This window comes from Gordonia sp. DT101 (genome assembly GCF_049844895.1).
GTDB lineage: Bacteria > Actinomycetota > Actinomycetes > Mycobacteriales > Mycobacteriaceae > Gordonia.
Genome location: NZ_JBNCLX010000005.1, coordinates 35,056 through 51,337, shown reverse-complemented (window position 1 = coordinate 51,337; position 16,282 = coordinate 35,056). Strand labels below are relative to the sequence as shown.

At 67.2% G+C, this 16,282-nt stretch carries 15 protein-coding genes; 7 read left to right on the top strand and 8 right to left on the bottom strand.

Going from position 1 to position 16,282, the window contains the following annotated elements; genetic code table 11:
• Window positions 1-229 precede the first annotated feature (229 nt).
• From ACLQ3I_RS17805 to secA2, 6 genes are all read right to left on the bottom strand, one after another.
• The gene (locus tag ACLQ3I_RS17805) at window positions 230-736 is read right to left on the bottom strand and encodes a bifunctional nuclease family protein (protein ID WP_425794078.1); all 507 of its coding nucleotides are present in this window, start codon (window positions 734-736) and stop codon (window positions 230-232) included.
• Window positions 737-864: 128 nt separating this feature from the next.
• The gene (locus tag ACLQ3I_RS17800; protein WP_164309900.1) at window positions 865-1,551 is read right to left on the bottom strand and encodes a MerR family transcriptional regulator; all 687 of its coding nucleotides are present in this window, start codon (window positions 1,549-1,551) and stop codon (window positions 865-867) included.
• 43 nt (window positions 1,552-1,594) lie between these two features.
• Window positions 1,595-2,050 carry a glycogen accumulation regulator GarA gene (garA, locus tag ACLQ3I_RS17795; protein WP_164309949.1) on the bottom strand — a complete coding sequence of 152 codons (456 nt, stop codon included), beginning with the start codon at window positions 2,048-2,050 and terminating at the stop codon, window positions 1,595-1,597.
• Between the two features lie 349 nt (window positions 2,051-2,399).
• Window positions 2,400-2,804 carry a glycine cleavage system protein GcvH gene (gene gcvH, locus ACLQ3I_RS17790; protein WP_425794076.1) on the bottom strand — a complete coding sequence of 135 codons (405 nt, stop codon included), beginning with the start codon at window positions 2,802-2,804 and terminating at the stop codon, window positions 2,400-2,402.
• 109 nt (window positions 2,805-2,913) lie between these two features.
• Entirely contained in the window at window positions 2,914-3,510 is a 597-nt protein-coding gene (locus tag ACLQ3I_RS17785) for a CDP-alcohol phosphatidyltransferase family protein (RefSeq protein WP_425794269.1), read from the bottom strand.
• Between the two features lie 41 nt (window positions 3,511-3,551).
• Window positions 3,552-6,014 carry an accessory Sec system translocase SecA2 gene (secA2, locus tag ACLQ3I_RS17780; protein ID WP_425803641.1) on the bottom strand — a complete coding sequence of 821 codons (2,463 nt, stop codon included), beginning with the start codon at window positions 6,012-6,014 and terminating at the stop codon, window positions 3,552-3,554.
• A 293-nt stretch (window positions 6,015-6,307) separates the two neighbouring features.
• Here secA2 and ACLQ3I_RS17775 point away from each other — a divergent pair, with 293 nt between their 5' ends.
• The 5 genes from ACLQ3I_RS17775 to ACLQ3I_RS17755 all read left to right on the top strand — a co-directional run bounded on the left by ACLQ3I_RS17775 (window position 6,308) and on the right by ACLQ3I_RS17755 (window position 10,504).
• Window positions 6,308-6,862 carry an META domain-containing protein gene (locus tag ACLQ3I_RS17775; RefSeq protein ID WP_425803639.1) on the top strand — a complete coding sequence of 185 codons (555 nt, stop codon included), beginning with the start codon at window positions 6,308-6,310 and terminating at the stop codon, window positions 6,860-6,862.
• A gap of 64 nt (window positions 6,863-6,926) precedes the next feature.
• On the top strand, window positions 6,927-7,919 hold the full coding sequence (locus ACLQ3I_RS17770; protein WP_425803637.1) for a malate dehydrogenase: 993 nt from the start codon (window positions 6,927-6,929) through the stop codon (window positions 7,917-7,919).
• A gap of 89 nt (window positions 7,920-8,008) precedes the next feature.
• Entirely contained in the window at window positions 8,009-8,845 is an 837-nt protein-coding gene (ppk2, locus tag ACLQ3I_RS17765; protein WP_425803634.1) for a polyphosphate kinase 2, read from the top strand.
• Window positions 8,846-8,872: 27 nt separating this feature from the next.
• Window positions 8,873-10,195 (top strand): polysaccharide pyruvyl transferase family protein, encoded by a 1,323-nt coding sequence (locus ACLQ3I_RS17760; protein ID WP_425803631.1) that lies wholly within the window; start codon window positions 8,873-8,875, stop codon window positions 10,193-10,195.
• A gap of 12 nt (window positions 10,196-10,207) precedes the next feature.
• Complete coding sequence (locus ACLQ3I_RS17755) at window positions 10,208-10,504, top strand: DUF503 domain-containing protein (RefSeq protein WP_425794069.1); 297 nt, start codon at window positions 10,208-10,210, stop codon at window positions 10,502-10,504.
• A gap of 9 nt (window positions 10,505-10,513) precedes the next feature.
• Here ACLQ3I_RS17755 and ACLQ3I_RS17750 read toward each other — a convergent pair whose 3' ends face one another.
• Complete coding sequence (locus ACLQ3I_RS17750) at window positions 10,514-11,080, bottom strand: mismatch-specific DNA-glycosylase (protein ID WP_425803629.1); 567 nt, start codon at window positions 11,078-11,080, stop codon at window positions 10,514-10,516.
• Between the two features lie 20 nt (window positions 11,081-11,100).
• On the bottom strand, window positions 11,101-11,466 hold the full coding sequence (locus ACLQ3I_RS17745; RefSeq protein ID WP_425794067.1) for a VOC family protein: 366 nt from the start codon (window positions 11,464-11,466) through the stop codon (window positions 11,101-11,103).
• 68 nt (window positions 11,467-11,534) lie between these two features.
• Between ACLQ3I_RS17745 and ACLQ3I_RS17740 the strand changes: the two genes are divergently transcribed.
• Complete coding sequence (locus tag ACLQ3I_RS17740) at window positions 11,535-14,684, top strand: BTAD domain-containing putative transcriptional regulator (protein ID WP_425803626.1); 3,150 nt, start codon at window positions 11,535-11,537, stop codon at window positions 14,682-14,684.
• Window positions 14,685-14,842: 158 nt separating this feature from the next.
• A complete protein-coding gene (locus ACLQ3I_RS17735) occupies window positions 14,843-16,276 on the top strand; it encodes an FAD-binding protein (protein WP_425794065.1) in 1,434 nt (477 codons plus the stop codon).
• Window positions 16,277-16,282: the final 6 nt, after the last annotated feature.

The following is a 16,282-nucleotide window of genomic DNA, read 5'->3' as shown; positions in this document are numbered from 1 at the left end:
TCTGGACCGACTCGACAGGCACCGAACCTCGAAGAGCGGCCTCGAGGACTGCTTCAACAGTACGCGCCTGAAGGACGATCATCCTCCGTCCCCGCCGAAAACGGGCGACGTGTGAACGGTAGGTCGGGCGGGAGTCGCAAATCAACGCGACGCGCGGTGCAACCTCAACCTCAACTTGAGATCGAGCAAACGGTGACCGCGCAGTGTCCGTTCCGTGATCAAACGGGGCTCAGGTTCCGCCGCTCGCCTTGAAGTCATCCGGTGAGACGTTGTCGAGAAATTCCTTGAACTTCTCCACCTCGTCCTCTTTCGCATCGCCCGGTTCGCCGTCCGAGCCGTCCTCGTCCGGGATCAGCAACCCGGCCTCGGTCAGCACGTCCTCGTCGGCGACGATCGGCACTCCGGCCCGCATCGCCACGGCGATGGAATCCGACGGACGCGCCGACACCCTCAGGTCGTCCGCGAAGACCATCTCCGCGTAGAAGGTGCCCTCCTGCATGTCGACGATGCGAACCTCTTTGAGGGTTCGGCCGAATTCGCTGATCAGGTTGACGATCAGATCGTGTGTGAGCGGCCTCGGCGGTTCGATGCCCTTCTGCTGCAAGGCGATCGACGCCGCTTCACTCTGCCCGATCCAGATCGGCAGGTAGCGTTCGCCCTCGACCTCGCGCAGCAGCAGTACCGGCTGGCTCTGTGGCGGCTCGACCCGAATGCCCACGACTCGCATTTCGCCCATCTAGCACCCGCTTCCTCGTGATCGCCAGGACACTACTCGACGGCCCCGTTCGCCACGTCCCGGCGCCGTATGTCGATGTCAACGACGCTACACCGCGTCGCGCCGCCGCGACGGCAGTCGCGGACCGATCAGTCCAGCACGCCCCGCACCGCGGCCTTGACCAACTGGGTGTGCAGAGTCACCGACAACGCCGCGATCTCGCGGGCCAACTCCTCGGCCCGATCCCGGGCACCCGTGCCCTTGCCCTTGGCGATCGGATTCGCGATCTGCGCAACCAATCCGGCCTCACGATCGGCGGAGACCTTGAAGGCTCGCAGGTGACGGGTCTCCACGCCGTAATTCGCCAACGCGGCGGCGGCCTCCACCAGACGAACCGCATCCTCGTCGAAGAATCCCGCCGGCCCAGGTGTCAACAGCCCGTTGCGCAGCAACTCCGTCACGAACGCCGAGTCGACCCCGGTTCGTTCGATCAGCGTCTCCCGCGAGACCCGGCCGCCGCGCGAACCGAAATCGGTCGCCGGGGCGACCGCATTGCGGGCGGCGGACAACAACCGGGTACCCCCGGCACCTGCGCCTCCCTCACCACGATCGATCGCCTCGAGTTGCTCCTTGATCACCTTGAGCGGCAGATAGCGGTCACGCTGGGCGGTCAGGACAAACCGGAGCCGCTCACAGTCGTTCGTGCTGAACCGGCGATAGCCCGACGGCGCGCGTTCGGGCGTGATCAAGCCCTCGGACTCCAGGAATCGGATCTTCGAGATCGTCACGTCCGGGAAATCCTCACGCAGCAGCGCCAGGACAGAGCCGATCGACATCGACCCTTCTCCGTGCTGACCCGCCGACGACGCGGTCACGAGGTCAGGCGCCCGCTTGGCCGTCGCGCGGGCCGCTGAGGAAGACCAGGCGGAACTTGCCGATCTGCACCTCGTCCCCATTGCTCAGCTGCGCGGTGTCGACGGGTTCCCGGTTCACGTAGGTGCCGTTCAGGCTGCCCACGTCCACCACCTGGAATTCGTTGTCGCCCAGGCGGAATTCCGCGTGGCGGCGACTGACGGTCACGTCATCGAGGAAGATGTCGCTGTCCGGATGCCGACCCGCCGACGTGGTCGCCTGGTCGAGCAGGAATCGCGAGCCCGCGTTGGGACCACGCTTGACGACAAGCAGCGCCGTGCCGGGCGAGAGCCTCTCCACCCCGGTGTCGGCAGGTTCACTCGAGGCGGTCGCTCCGGAATCGAGTTCGGAGATGAACTCCTCCCGGAAAACCGAGGTGGTTTCCACCGGTGCCTCAAGATCCTTGTCGTTTTCGCTCACCACTTCTCCTTCGTCTGTCTCGGTGCCCGTAGGCGTCGTCGCGCCCACACCTACCGGCCCCGAACGGCCGCGCGAATCGCGCCACCGGGCTTTCGATGTCGATGCATCTTTCTTCTGCCTTCGAACGTCCGGCTCGCCGCGTTCATCGGCACTCGAACCGGTTCTGCTGCAGTAAACCGTACCGTGTTGCGGCCGCCACACGGGCGGTCGAGTCGACCAGGACACCGCCGATCATAGTCGCAGCGCCCCGATCCACCGGGCGCTTACGATCCGTGTTGTCGGCTTGTCGTGTTCGATCGGCCTCATCGGAGAATGCCTTTCGCAGTTCACGGCACCTCGCGTCCCGCGACGGTCAGCTCTCGGTGACGGCGCGGTAGCCGTCGGCGTCCAGGGTCTCCGCCAGTGCCGTGTCGAGGGCCGCCTCGTCGACGAGCGTGATCTCGACGAGCCAGCCCGACCCGTACGGATCGGAGTTCACCAGTTCGGGGGTGGTCTCCAACTCGGCATTCACGGCGGACACCGTTCCGTCGAGCGGTCCGTAGATGTCCGACACGCTCTTGGTGGACTCCACCTCGGCGAACGACTCGCCCTTCTCGACGGCGTCGTCGGCGCCGGGCAGCTGGACGAACACCACGTCGCCGAGCGCATCCTGCGCGAAGTCGGTGATCCCGACCCGCACCGTCGTGGGCCCGGTCCGCTCCACCCATTCGTGCTCGGCCGTGTAGCGCAGGGCAGGCGGCACATTGGTCTCGCTCACTGTCGCACCTTTCTTGTCGGAGGCGGCAAAAACATCGAACTACTTCAAACGGAGGACATTAGGGCATCGGCGGCCACTGCGTGGGCCGGGTGAGCGGATGTGCATCCGCTCACCCGGTGCGGGGCATCCGGCGGACGACCAGCACCGTCTGATAGGCGTACAGCAGAAACGACCACAGATAGAGGCCGACGCCCCAGATCATGAACGCCCAACCGATGGGATAGCAGATCGTCCCGATGACCGAATCCAACTGCCCGGCGAGCAGCCAGGGGAACGCACTCATCAGAGCGAAGGTGGCCGCCTTCCCGATGTAGAGGACCGGCAGCGCGAGCAGCCCTCGCGACCTCAGCAACGGCGCCGTCGCGAACAGCGCGACGTCCCGGGCGATGACGACCCCGATCAGCCACCACGGCAGGAACTCGCGCAGGCCGAACGCGATCGGGATGATCACGATGTAGAGCCGGTCGGCGGCCGGATCGAGCAGCGCCCCGATCCGCGACGACTGGTTGAGCCACCGGGCGAGCTTGCCGTCGGCCCAATCGGAGAACCCCGAGAACATCAGGACGGCGAATGCCCATCCGTCGGCCTTCTCGAACAGCAACAACCACACGAACACCGGGATCAGCGCCAACCTCAGCACGCTCAAGGCGTTCGGGACGGTCACCACCCGGTCCGACCCGTCGGACAGTTCCTCCGGCGGGTCCACCGGGTCGCGCTCCTCCGGCACCTCCGAGCGCTCGCCGGAGATCACCGGAAGATGCCGATGATGCCCTGGAGGGCTTTCGCTCCGCCCGACGAGAACAGGTTGTCGTGGACCATGTATGTCCAGGTCGTGGTCGAGCGATGCAGATCCGCGGTCCCGAGATCGACGCCCTCGTTGGTGATCGTCGCCTCCCGGAACGTCTTGCGGGCGTTCTCGACCGCCTCGCCGGGCAGCGTCGAGAACGCGTCGAGGATCAGCTTGTGGAACTCGTCGAGGGGGCTCTCCTTGCCCAATGAGCGGAGATGGATACTCGCCCGCACGTCGGACACGAACGCGAGATGATCGGCCCACGCCCGGTCCAGGTGGAAGAGCATGATCTCACGCGCCACCAGGACGAGGACCTCCTTGTCAACCGGGTCGGTGACCGGAGCCGGTGTCGTGGCGTCCTCGGTCTCCGTGGCAGTGGAACCATCGGCCGCGCCGGCTTCGGTGGTTTCGGTGGTTTCGGTGGTTTCGGTGTCTTCGGAGCCCGCCGGGTCGGCTTTCGTATCCTCTGCGTCGTCCGTTGCCCCCGCCGCGGTCCCGGTCAGCTCCGCGTAACGCGCGGGTTCTTCCGCGGCCAGCTCGTCGAGGGCCACTTCGCCGGTCAGGAGCGCCATCCGTCGCTTGACGACGATGTCGCGCTGCTGGTTCACCAACGTGTTGTAGCGCCACGTGTTGGCATGCAGTTCCAGCATCACGCCCTCGGCGATACGCTGCGCCTGCTCGATCAGATCGATGCCCTTGGCCCCCATCGAGCCGTCCTCGGCCTGCGACACCGGATCTCGCTTGAAGGCGAGATTCTTGGTGACCACCGGATCCTCGAGGCTGGAGAAGAACACCGAACGACCCGGATCGCCCTGGCGGCCCGCGCGGCCACGCAGCTGGTTGTCGAGACGTTCGGTTTCGTGTCGTCCGGTGCCGACCACGCAGAGACCGCCCAACGCCACGACGTCGTCTCTCGCCGACTCGTCGTCGGCCGACCCGCCGAGGCGGATGTCGGTACCGCGCCCGGCCATCTGGGTCGAGACCGTCACCGCGTCCCGGGCCCCGGCCTCGGCGATGATCTTCGCCTCCTCGGCGTCGTTCTTGGCGTTCAGCACCACCGACGAGACACCGGCCTTGTCGAGGAAGTACGCGAGCTCCTCGGATTCCGCGACGTCGTGGGTGCCGATGAGAATCGGCTGCCCGGTCTCATGGACCTCTTTGACGTACGCGACGATCGCCTCGACCTTGTTGGCCTTGATGTCGTAGACACGGTCGGCCTCGTCGATGCGGACGTTCGGGGTGTTCGGTGGGATCTGCGACACCAACAGGTCGTAGAACTGACGGAACTGTTCACCCGCGGCGAGCGCCGTACCGGTCATGCCGCAGACCCTGGGATACCTGCCGATGAGCGCCTGCACAGTCATCGTGTCGATCACCTCACCCGAATCCGTCTGGCTGAGGCCTTCCTTGATCTCGACTGCGGCCTGGACACCGTCCGGCCACCGCTGCAACTGTGCCACGCGCCCACGCGAAGCGTTGATCAGATGCACGCCGCCGTCCCGGACGATGTAGTGGATGTCGCGCTCGAGCAGGTACTGCGCATGCATGGCCACATTGACGTGGACGAGCGTGCTGCCGACATGATCCTCGTCGTACAGGTTGATGCCGCCGAGTTCTTCCTCGACGAACTCCGCACCGTCGTCGGTGAGGGTGACGTTGCGTCCCTCGGTGTCGATCTCGTAATGCTTGTTCTTCATCCGGGCCACCACGTCGTGGATCGCCTGATCGGGTACCTCGGCCTCGGTGGAACCGGCGAGCACCAGGGGCACCAATGCCTCGTCGACGAGCACCGAGTCGGCCTCGTCGATGATCGCCACATCGGGAGTCGGCGACACCAGATCGTCCTCGGAAAGCGCCAACTGATCGCGGAGCACGTCGAATCCGATCTCGTTGACCGAACCGTAGGTGACGTCGGCGGCATACGCGGCCTTGCGCTCGTCCCGGCTCGAGTTCTCCGACACTGGCTTCGCGACGATGCCGAAGGCGGTGAACAGCGGGCCCATCCACTCCGCGTCGCGGGTGGCGAGATAGTCGTTGACCGAGATCACGTGGACGCGGTGCCCCTGCAGGACGTGCCCGATCGCGCCGATCGCACCCGCGAGGGTCTTGCCCTCACCGGTGGCCATCTCGACGATGTCGCCCTCGAGCAGACGAAGCGCACCCTGCAACTGGACGTCGAACGGTCGCATGCCGAGCGTCCGGTCCGCGGCTTCGCGGGCGAGCGCCAGGAAGCGCGCGCGATCGTCACCATTCGTTCCGATGTCGAGCTTCTCCGCCTCGCCGGCGAACGCGTCGTCGTCGAGTCCGTCCGCCCACGCGCTGTGTGCGTCCGCATCCTTGATCAACGAGACGGACTTCGACTGATTACGTGACGACTGGGAGCCCAGGAGTCGCCACATGCTGTTCGTCAGCTTTCCCACCGAAACACTTCTCCTGACTCGCGCCTGTCGGGCATGCATGTGTACTGGTCGTGGCACCAATTCTCGCAGCACCGACGTCGGACTCCGGTCGTGCCGAAACGACCACGGTGCCCCGAGGTCGCCGTCCACGGTACGCGTCGCCGATCGTGCCACTGTGTCGAACCACCGTGCCGAACCACCTGCGTTGCGCGACGACGGCGCCGCGACCATCGGCACATCCCCCGAGTCGTGTTCCGCCCGTTCCGTCACTCGGCTACGTTTGGATCAAGGACCCCGTCCCAGGAGAAGTGGCCATGAATCAGATCGATCATCCCACCCCACGACGCGAGCCGGACCCCGGAGTCCGTGGTTCGGCGCAACCTCGCCCGATCCGTCCCCGCCGGTCCGTGATGCTGCTGCTCACCACCGTGCTGCTGACGTCGATGCTCTCCATATTCGGGATCGGCTCCGCGGCAGCCGCCCCCGCACCTGCACCGATGCCCCGCCCGCTTCCCGAATCCCTGCCCGGCATGCTCGTCGGCAAGTCGTACTCATCAGTCGCGGTCCTCGGCGGCGTCATACCGGGTGGTGGCCCGATGACCGTCCATTTCCAACGACCGGATCGGATAGCGCTGAGCGCCGGCTGCAACCGACACCTGGGAACCGCGAACATATCGAGTGAGCACGTGCGGATTCACACCCTCGTCTCGACGCGGATGGCCTGCCCGGGACCACGCGCGGGTGCCGATCAGTGGCTCGCCAGCTTCACATCGGTGCCGCTGACCTGGCGAGCGTTCGGCCCGGTGCTCGTCCTCTCGAGCCCGCGGCAGACGGTGGCCCTCGTCGAGCAGTCCGCGCTGCCCCGTTGAGCCCGTCCTCAGGCTGATCCCTCCCTCCACGCCCCCTACATGCCGCCGACACGCGAAGGTGCTCATGCCATCGACCCCTCCCGCCGTGGTGACCGTCACCGGCGCCGCGGGAAACATCGGTTACGCCGCGCTGTTCCGGATCGCCGCGGGCGCCATGCTCGGCCACCATCAACCGGTCCGGCTCCGATTGCTCGAACTACCACAGTCGTTGCCTGTCGCGGTCGGTACCGCGATGGAACTCGACGACGGCGCCTTCGAGCTGCTGAACTCGGTGGACATCTTCGACGATGCGCGGGCCGCCTTCGACGGCGCCGACCACGCGCTGCTGATCGGTGCCCGCCCTCGCGGCAAGGGTATGGAACGGGCCGACCTGCTGGCGGCCAACGCCGCGATCTTCGCCGAGCAGGGTGCAGTGCTGAACGACGTTGCCGCCGATGATCTCCGGGTCATCGTCGTGGGTAACCCGGCCAACACCAACGCCGCGATCGCCTCCGCGCACGCGCCCGACATTCCCTCCGAGAGGTTCACCGCCCTCACCCGCCTCGACCACAACCGTGCCATCGCCCAGCTGTCCCATCACACAACCTGCCCGGTTCGCGAGATCGGCCGGGTCTCGGTGTGGGGCAATCACTCGGCATCGCAATATCCCGACATCTTCCATGCTCGCGTCGGTGATCGCAGTGGTGCCGAGATCGCGGCCGACCGCACCTGGCTCGTCGACGATTTCATCCCGACCGTGGCGAGACGCGGAACGGCGATCATCGACACCAGGGGCGCCTCGTCGGCGGCGTCCGCCGCCAACGCCGCCATCGACCACGTGCACGACTGGGTGTTCGGTACCCCCGACGGCGACTGGACGTCGGCGGCGCTCCCCTCACCCGGCGTTTACGGCGTACCACCGGGACTCGTCTGTTCGTTTCCCGTCAGGTCGGTCGACGGGCGCTGGGAGATCGTCGAAGGTCTCGACATCAATGACTTCTCCAGGGCCCGGATCGACGCCTCGGTGGCCGAGCTCGCCGACGAGATCGCCGCAGTCGGAGATCTGTTACCCGCCTGAACGGATTCGCATACGCCCGGAGGCGCACCCTACCCACGGGTCGGTTGGTCTGCGGCACAACGCCGCCGAACCACGGTTAAGCTCCATCCATGGCGAAGAAGGCGAAAGAACACGAACGACCCGCGAAGATCCCCAACAAGGTCTACGAAGCCGAACTCTTCCGCCTGCAGACCGAGCTGGTCACGCTCCAGGAATGGGTTCGGAGCACCGGCGCCCGCGTCGTGGTGATCTTCGAGGGTCGCGACGCCGCGGGCAAGGGCGGCACCATCAAACGGATCACCGAGTACCTCAGCCCTCGGGTCAGCCGTGTGGCCGCATTGCCTGCGCCCACCGATCGCGAACGCGGGCAGTGGTACTACCAGCGCTATGTCGCGCAACTGCCCGCGCCTGGAGAGATCGTGCTCTTCGACCGTTCGTGGTACAACCGGGCCGGCGTGGAGAAGGTGATGGGGTTCTGCACCCCGGCCGAGCACACCCGATTCCTCCGCCAGACACCGATCTTCGAACAGATGCTGATCGACGACGGGATCCTGTTGCGCAAGTACTGGTTCTCGGTCTCCGACGATGAGCAGCTCAAGCGATTCCGCTCGCGTCTGAACGACCCTGTCCGCCAATGGAAACTCAGTCCGATGGACCTCGAGGCGGTCTACCGCTGGGAGGATTACTCGCGGGCCAAGGACGAGATGATGGTGCACACCGACACCGCGCTGAGCCCGTGGTACGTCGTCGAGTCCGACGTCAAGAAGCACGCTCGCCTCAACATGATCTCGCACCTGCTGTCCACCATCGACTACGAGGACGTTCCCCTGCACAAGGTCGAGCTCCCCAAGAAGCCCATCGACTCCGGCAACTATCGCCGCCCGTCGCGGTCGCTGTCCAAATACGTCCCGGACCACGTCGCCGCGCTGCTGGGCGGCGATCACTGACGTACGCCGGCCGCACGGACGAGGTCGGTGAGTAACATCCCCTGGGTGCAGATGCCCGGTCTTCCCTCGGCCCTCCGCGCTCGCTTCCGAAGCGAAGCACGCGACGAGGACGGCGACGACGAGATCATCTATCTCATCGCGCCGTCCGGACACCCGAATTACGGCGACGAGCTGATCGCACTCGCATGGTTGCGGTATCTGGCCCGGACGCGCCCGCACGCCCTGGTCGTCCTCGACTGCCACAGTCCGGGGCAGACCTCGCTGCTGCTCCGAGGCGTCCATCCCGGAGTGGTCTTCGTGGACACCCTGTGGCAGTTGGCGGCATACGCCGCCGACACCACGCGCACCGAGGGACCTGACCCCACCACACCGTGGACATGGGTGGCCCAGGCCGCCACGACATTCGGGCCGGCCCCTCGCCTCGCCGAAGGGGTCGACGTGTTCCGCCGGGCGTCGTCGGTCCACCTCCTGGGCGGGGGCTACGTCAATCAGGTCTGGCCGCACCATGTCTCGCTGGTCGCCGCCATCGCAGAACTCACCAGGGTCACGGGCGTCCCCGCGTACGCCACGGGGCAGGGGCTCATACCCCTGCTCGACGAGCCGGCGTGGTCGGTGCTGACCGATGCAGCACACGTGTTCACGGTGTTCGACGTCCGCGACGAGGCGTCGGCGCAGGCAATGTCAAGGATCGGGGCCCGGCGCCACACTGGCGACGACGCCTGGCTCGCCGTCGGCGAGGGCGGTGGCATCGACGTGGTCTCCGAAGCCGAGGACACGACCCGCCCACCCCGGCGTCCGGACGGTGTGACGCTGTGTCTGCAATCCGATCTCACCGACGAGTTCGTGGCGTTCGGGTCCACCGGTATCGACGCCCTGACCCGATTCATCCGTGCCACCCTCGACGCCTGGCAGGTCCCGGCCGAGGCCATCACCGTGGTCGAGGGCATTCCCGGTGGCGATCTGGAGGTCCCGACGAGACTCGGCGACCGACTCGACGGCGCCACCACGGTGCCGTTCATCGACGTGTGGCGCAAGGGTCTGACGGTCGGGCGGGGCGATACGTGGATCAGCACCAGATTCCACCCCCATCTGGTTGCGGCCGCCGCAGGCGATCCGGGCGTCGCGGTGGTCACGCGCCCCGATTACTACGCGACCAAACATGAATCGCTGGTGGCAGTGGGTTCGCGTTGGACCATCGTCAACCAGGCGGAGACGATCCCCGACCGTCCGGCCGCCGGCGGGTTCCCCGAGGACGCCCGAGACCGGGCAGTTGCATTGAAAAAAGCTCTGGCACAGAGGATCTATCCGAGTCGTGGTCGCCGGTCGGGAGATGTTCGTCCCCGTCGGTAGTATGGTCCGACAATGTGGATCGGTTTTGCGGAGTTCGATTACCTCCTCGGTGATGTGCACTCGCTGAAGCACAAGCGGTCCATCGTGCGCCCGATCGTCGCCGAGATCCGCAGGCGGTTCTCGGTCTCGACAGCGGAGGTGGGACATCTCGACGCCCACCGTCGCGCGGTGATCGGCGTGGCGGTGGTGGCGCCGGACCGCACACATGTGATGGACGTCCTCGATGAGGTCGAACGCTGCGCCGCGGGCCGACCCGAGGTGGAGTTGTTGTCGGTCCGCCGGCGCGTCATCGCATCCACCGATGTCTGAGTACCGCCGTCAGTTGAGCACGCCGGCTTCCCGGGCGGCACGCGCGTAGGCCTTCGCCAGCGATTCGACGGTCTCGTGGGCGTTCAACCCGCTGGGGTTGGGCACCACCCACACGGCCGCACCATCCCACGTCTCCGCCTGGCGCCCGGCGACCGCACGACGCAGACCGAATGCCGACCGATACGCGGTGATCCCCGCGACCGCCACGACGGGCGGCGCCACTCTGCGCACGGTGGCGCGCAGGCGCAGTCCGCCGGCTCGCAGTTCGTCGATGGACAACTCCGCGGCCGTCGCGGTCGCCCGATCCACCACGTTGGTGATCCCGATACCTCTGCTGCACAGCAGGTCCCGGTCGTCATCGGACATACCGGCCGACGCATCGATCAGCCGATCGACGATGCCCGCGCGGTAGAGCGCCGGATAGAACCGGTTACCCGGCCGGGCGAAGTGTGCCCCCACCGCCGCCGTCCACAGTCCCGGGTTGATGCCGACGAACAGCATCCGACATTCCTCGCCGATCAGATCGGGAACCATCACCCCACGACAGGCGAGCAACTCCTCCCGGGTGAAACCCATGTGGACCGTTGCCTCTCAAATCAGGATTCGGGCGCGGCACGTGCACCGGACACGCAGAACTGGTTGCCGTCCGGGTCGGCGAGGGTCACCCACTCGAGGCCGGGCATCGCGTGATCGGCGATCTTCGTTGCGCCGGAGGCGACCAATCGATCCACCTCGGCTCGGAGGTCGTCGGTGGACATGTCGAGGTGGAGCCGATTCTTGCCCGGCGTGGGGTCATCGACCTTCTGGAACCCCAGCAGCGGCTTGCCGACGCCCATGGAGACCACGACGAAGTAGCCCTCGTTCTCGGCGTGGATCGAACCGCCGATCTGCTCGGACCACCAGTTCGCCAGCGGAACCGGATCGGTCGTGTCGACGGTGATCATTTCCAGGGAGACGGCCACGTCACCAGGCTAGCCCGCACCCTCTCGATCCGGGGCGGCATGCCGTGATCCGGTTTACACTCTCGCTGATGGCCCGGCTCACGTATTCGGTACTGGGCGGCCTCGGCGCGCAGATCGATTCCGAGACCGTCGAACTCGGCACGCGCAAGCAGCGGGCGGTGCTGGCGCAGCTGGTTCTCGCCGACGGCGACCCGGTCAGCACGGATCGTCTCATCGACGGCATCTGGGGCTCGGCGGCTCCGGACCGTGCGGAAGTCTCTGTGCAGGCGTACATCTCCGGGTTGCGCAAGGCTCTCGAGCCGAACCGGAAACCGCGTACCCCGTCGATGGTGCTGGTGACCCGCGGCCCGGGATACGCCCTGGTTGCCGAGACCGATGACGTCGACATCCGACAACTCGTCGGCCGGATCGCCCGAGCACACGCCCTCCATCGCGGGGCCGAATCCGCGGCGGCGGCGGAAGTCCTGCGGACGGCGCTCGCCCAGTACCGTCCGCTGCTGCCGGAGTTCGAGGGATTCCCCTTTCGCGATGACGCGGCCGTCCATCTCGACCGCACGATCGGCGAGGCACAGAAATTCTCCTACGACGTCCGGCTCTCGCTCGGTGAGAATCGGTCACTCGTCACCGAACTCGAGCAGGCGGTCCTGCGCTCACCCCTCGATGAGGGTTTGTGGGTGCTGCTGGCCACTGCGCACTACCGGCTCGGCCGTCAATCCGAGGCCCTGGCGGCGCTCGCCGATGCACGCCGCATCCTCGCCGATGAGGTCGGTGTGGACCCCGGCCCCCGACTGCGAGCTCTCGAACGCGACATCCTCGATCACGCCCCGTCACTGGACCCACCCATCACGCTGCCCACGTCCGCCGCCCCGCCGGCCCCGGAGCAGAGTGCCGCTCCGGCCCAGCAGCGCGACACTCCCCTTCCCGAACCCCTGATCGGACGGATCGACGAACTGGCGGTACTCCATCGTGCGGTCCTCGGGTCACTGCACGGGCCGGGCGGAATCGTCGTGGTGGAAGGCGAGCCGGGCGCGGGCAAGACCGCGCTGCTCGACGCCGCCGCCCGGCGGGCGGCCGCGGCCGCCGACCTCACCGTGCTCTGGGGACGTTGCATCGAGGACGGCGCGGCACCGTCGATGTGGCCCTGGGTCCAGGTCCTCGGTGCCGTACTACCCGAACTCGACGACGGGCAGCGCGCGGAACTGCTCGACAGTGACCTCGGCCGAATGGTCACCCAGGGTGCGACCGTGATACCCCCACCACGCGAGATGCCTGACGCAACAGCCAGGTTCCGCTTCTACGATGAGGCCGCCGACCTGCTCGAGGGGGTCGCGCGATCACACCTGTTGATCATCGTCCTCGACGACCTCCAGTGGGCTGACAGCGCATCGCTCGAGCTCTTCGGCCACATGGCTGCCCGGCGTGCGCCCGGTGTGACCTTCTTCGCGTCGGTGCGTTCCGTACCCCGGCGCGCCGCGGTCACCAACGCCCTCGCCACGCTCGCCCGGCTCCCTGAACACCGCAGGATCGAGGTCGGACCGCACTCCACCGACGACATCTCGGAGATGGTGCGCCGAGAGACCCGGGAATGGCCGGCGGCGGGCACGGTGGTCTCGATCGCGACACGGAGCGGTGGCAACGCCTTCTTCGTTCGGGAGCTCTCGCGTATCCTCGCCGATCGCGGGACCATCGGCGACGGTGCCGTCCCTGCCGGGGTTCGAGATGTCGTCCGAGAGCGTCTGCGGACGTTGCCCGCGTCCACCACCGACCTCCTGGAAGTGGCCGCCGTGATCGGTCGGCGAGTGGACATCGCGCTTCTCGCCGCAGCCGCCGACCGGACCGTGGACGTGACGCTGGAGGCGCTCGACCCAGCGGTCGTCGCCGGTGTGGTCGACGTCGACCCGGCCGATCCGTTCGTCGTGATCTTCGACCATGACCTGATCCGCGAGACGATCGCCGATGACATCCCGACCACCCGGGCATACCGGCTCCATCTGTCGGTCGCCGACCAACTCGACACCGGTGGTCAGGCGGCCCGTCTCGCCGGCCATCTGTGGGCGGCCGGGCCACTCGCCGATCGTGTCCGAACTGCTCGAGCCCTGCTCGTTTCCGCTCGAATTGCACTGCGCAGCTTCAGTTTCGACACTGCCGAGCAGCAGCTTTCCGACGCTGCGGAACTCGCCCGGGTGGCCGGTGAGCACGATCTGGAACTCGACGCCATCACCACCCTGCTCGCCACCGACGTCGCCCGCAACGGCTACTTCGCCGCGGATGCCGAACTGCTCGCCCGGGCACGGGAGCTCGGTGAGGCGGCTGGAAACGCCGCGCTCCTCACCCATCTCGACTACGCGCGCTTCGCCGCCCACGCGCAGCTCGCCGACACCCGTAAGGCGCGCCGAGTCGCCGACGACCTGCACACCCGGGCCAGGAGGTCCGATGATCAGATCGTCCGGCACCTCGGTATGCAGGCCGCGGGCATCGATCTCTTCGACCGCGGGAACATCGGTGAATCGTTTCGGATACTCGAGGCATACGCACCGATCGACACACATGTCGACGGTCTGCAGAGCGACCAGATGATGATCGCCCGCGGCTTCCGCGCACTCTCCACGACGCTGCACATCGACGCGCGCACCGGACGCCTCGTGTTCGAGGAGATCGACACCGTTCCCGACGAACCGACGACTTATCTCGGGACCGCGATCTTCGCGGTGACGGCCGCTGCTCTCGCCGGTGACGTCGACTGGGCGCGCGACGCCGGTGAGCGACTGCTCTCCGCGCCGACCCACAGCGCGCTTGAGTACCTGCGGCACGGTGGCGAGCGACTGTATTGGTGGTCGCGCGCCCTCGGCGACGATCCCGGCGACGCGCTCGATCGCATCGAACGGCTGGCGCCGACTGCGCGCGGGCAGCGTACGGGACTCGGGCTCTGGTTCGCCCTGCACGCGGAGGCACTGGTCGCGGCAGGCCGGCTGGACGGTGTCCCGGTTCTGCTCGAACAGGCCGAGAACTTCGCCCGGACCACGGGGCAGCGCTATCCGGACGCGCATCGGCTTCTGGTATGCGCCGAGTATCAGCACGCCGCCGATCACCCGGCCACCACGGTCCAGGACATGCTCCGTGAGGCACGCCGAGTCGCCACGACTCAGGAGGCGACCGCCCTGATCACCCGGATCGACGCCTTCGCCACCGACCACGGCTACACCTCGACCCGTCGCTGAACCGACACCGACACAGCGCTGACCAGCCATGGCGGCCGCTCCGCCGGATCCAAGCCGGTTCCAAGTGACCTTCAAGCGCCGGGGACGAGAGTTCTTCACATCCGGTACGCCGGACCCCGACCGCGCCGGCGACGCCGGCAGACAGTGAGGAACCATCCATGACGATCCAGACCACCTCCCCGCACCCGACCGACGATTCCGGCCTGACCGTTCGCGCCCGCACCTCGGTGCTCGCCGACCTGGCCGACCGCATCTCCGGCGCCGTGCACGGCCCCGATGATCCCGGCTACGATGCGGCCCGCAGCGGGTTCAACCTCCTGTCGGATCACCGACCCGCGGTGATCGCCGTGCCGGCCAACCGCTTCGACGTCGCCGAAGCGGTGCGCTTCGCTGCCGCGGAGGGACTGCGGGTCGCGATCCAGGCGACGGGTCACGGCCCCGGACCGTCGGCCGATGGTGCACTGCTGATCAACACCTCGGAGATGACCGATGTGAGCATTGATCCCATCGCGCGGACCGCCACGGCCGGTGCCGGGGCGAAATGGGCCCCCGTGCTCGAGCAGGCACAGTGTCACGGCCTCGCCCCGCTTCTCGGGTCGACCACCGACGTCGGGGTGGTCGGCTACACCCTCGGAGGCGGATTCGGCTGGCTCGGACGCAAATACGGTTTGGCCTCGGATGCCGTGCGATCGTTCGACCTGGTGACCCCCGACGGCAATCCCCTGCGGGTCAGCGCCACCAGTCATCCCGACATCTTCTGGGCACTCAAGGGAGGTGGCGCCGGCAGTATCGGCGTGGTCACCGATGTGGTGATCGACCTGTTCCCGGTCACGACGGTCTACGCCGGCAATCTTTTCTACCCCGCCGAGGATGCCTCGGAGATCATGCGGAGATTCTCCGCGTGGGCACCCGATCAGTCCGAGGATCTGACCTCGGCGGTGACCCTGATGAACTTCCCGCCGCTCGACATCGTGCCGGAACCCTTCCGCGGCAAGAGTTTCACAATGATCCGCGGTTGCTGGGCAGGCGACCTGGAGATCGGTAGGGCGGTGATCGACGAATGGCGGAACTGGAAGACACCCGAGGTGGACATGTGGGGCGAGATGCCGTTCGCTGCTGCAGACGCGATCAGCATGGACCCGACCGATCCGGTACCCGCGATGGTGACGACCGAGTGGATGGACGAACTGACCGGCGAGGCCGTCGACATCATCGCGTCCCGGGTGCTCCCGAGTCCCGGGGCGATGCCGCTGATCCTGTTCGCCGAGATCCGCCACGCCGGTGGCGCCGTGTCACGTGGGGCCGCGTCCTCGCCGAACGACCGAGGACGGGACGGCACCTTCCTGCTGGAGGTCGCCTCGATCGTGCCCGACCCGCAGCTCGCACTGGCCGTCGAATCCGCGTTACGCCTGACCCGGGACTCGCTGTCTCCGTTCGTGACCGGTGCGGCCTACCTGAATTTCCTGGAGGGCGACGAGAAGTCGGAGCGTTCGGCGAGCGCGTTCAGCGACGCGAATCGGCGCCGGCTGGCCGCGATCAAGGCAGCGCTCGACCCGGAGAATCGGTTCTGCCACGGTGTCACCCTCGTCTGACGGCGT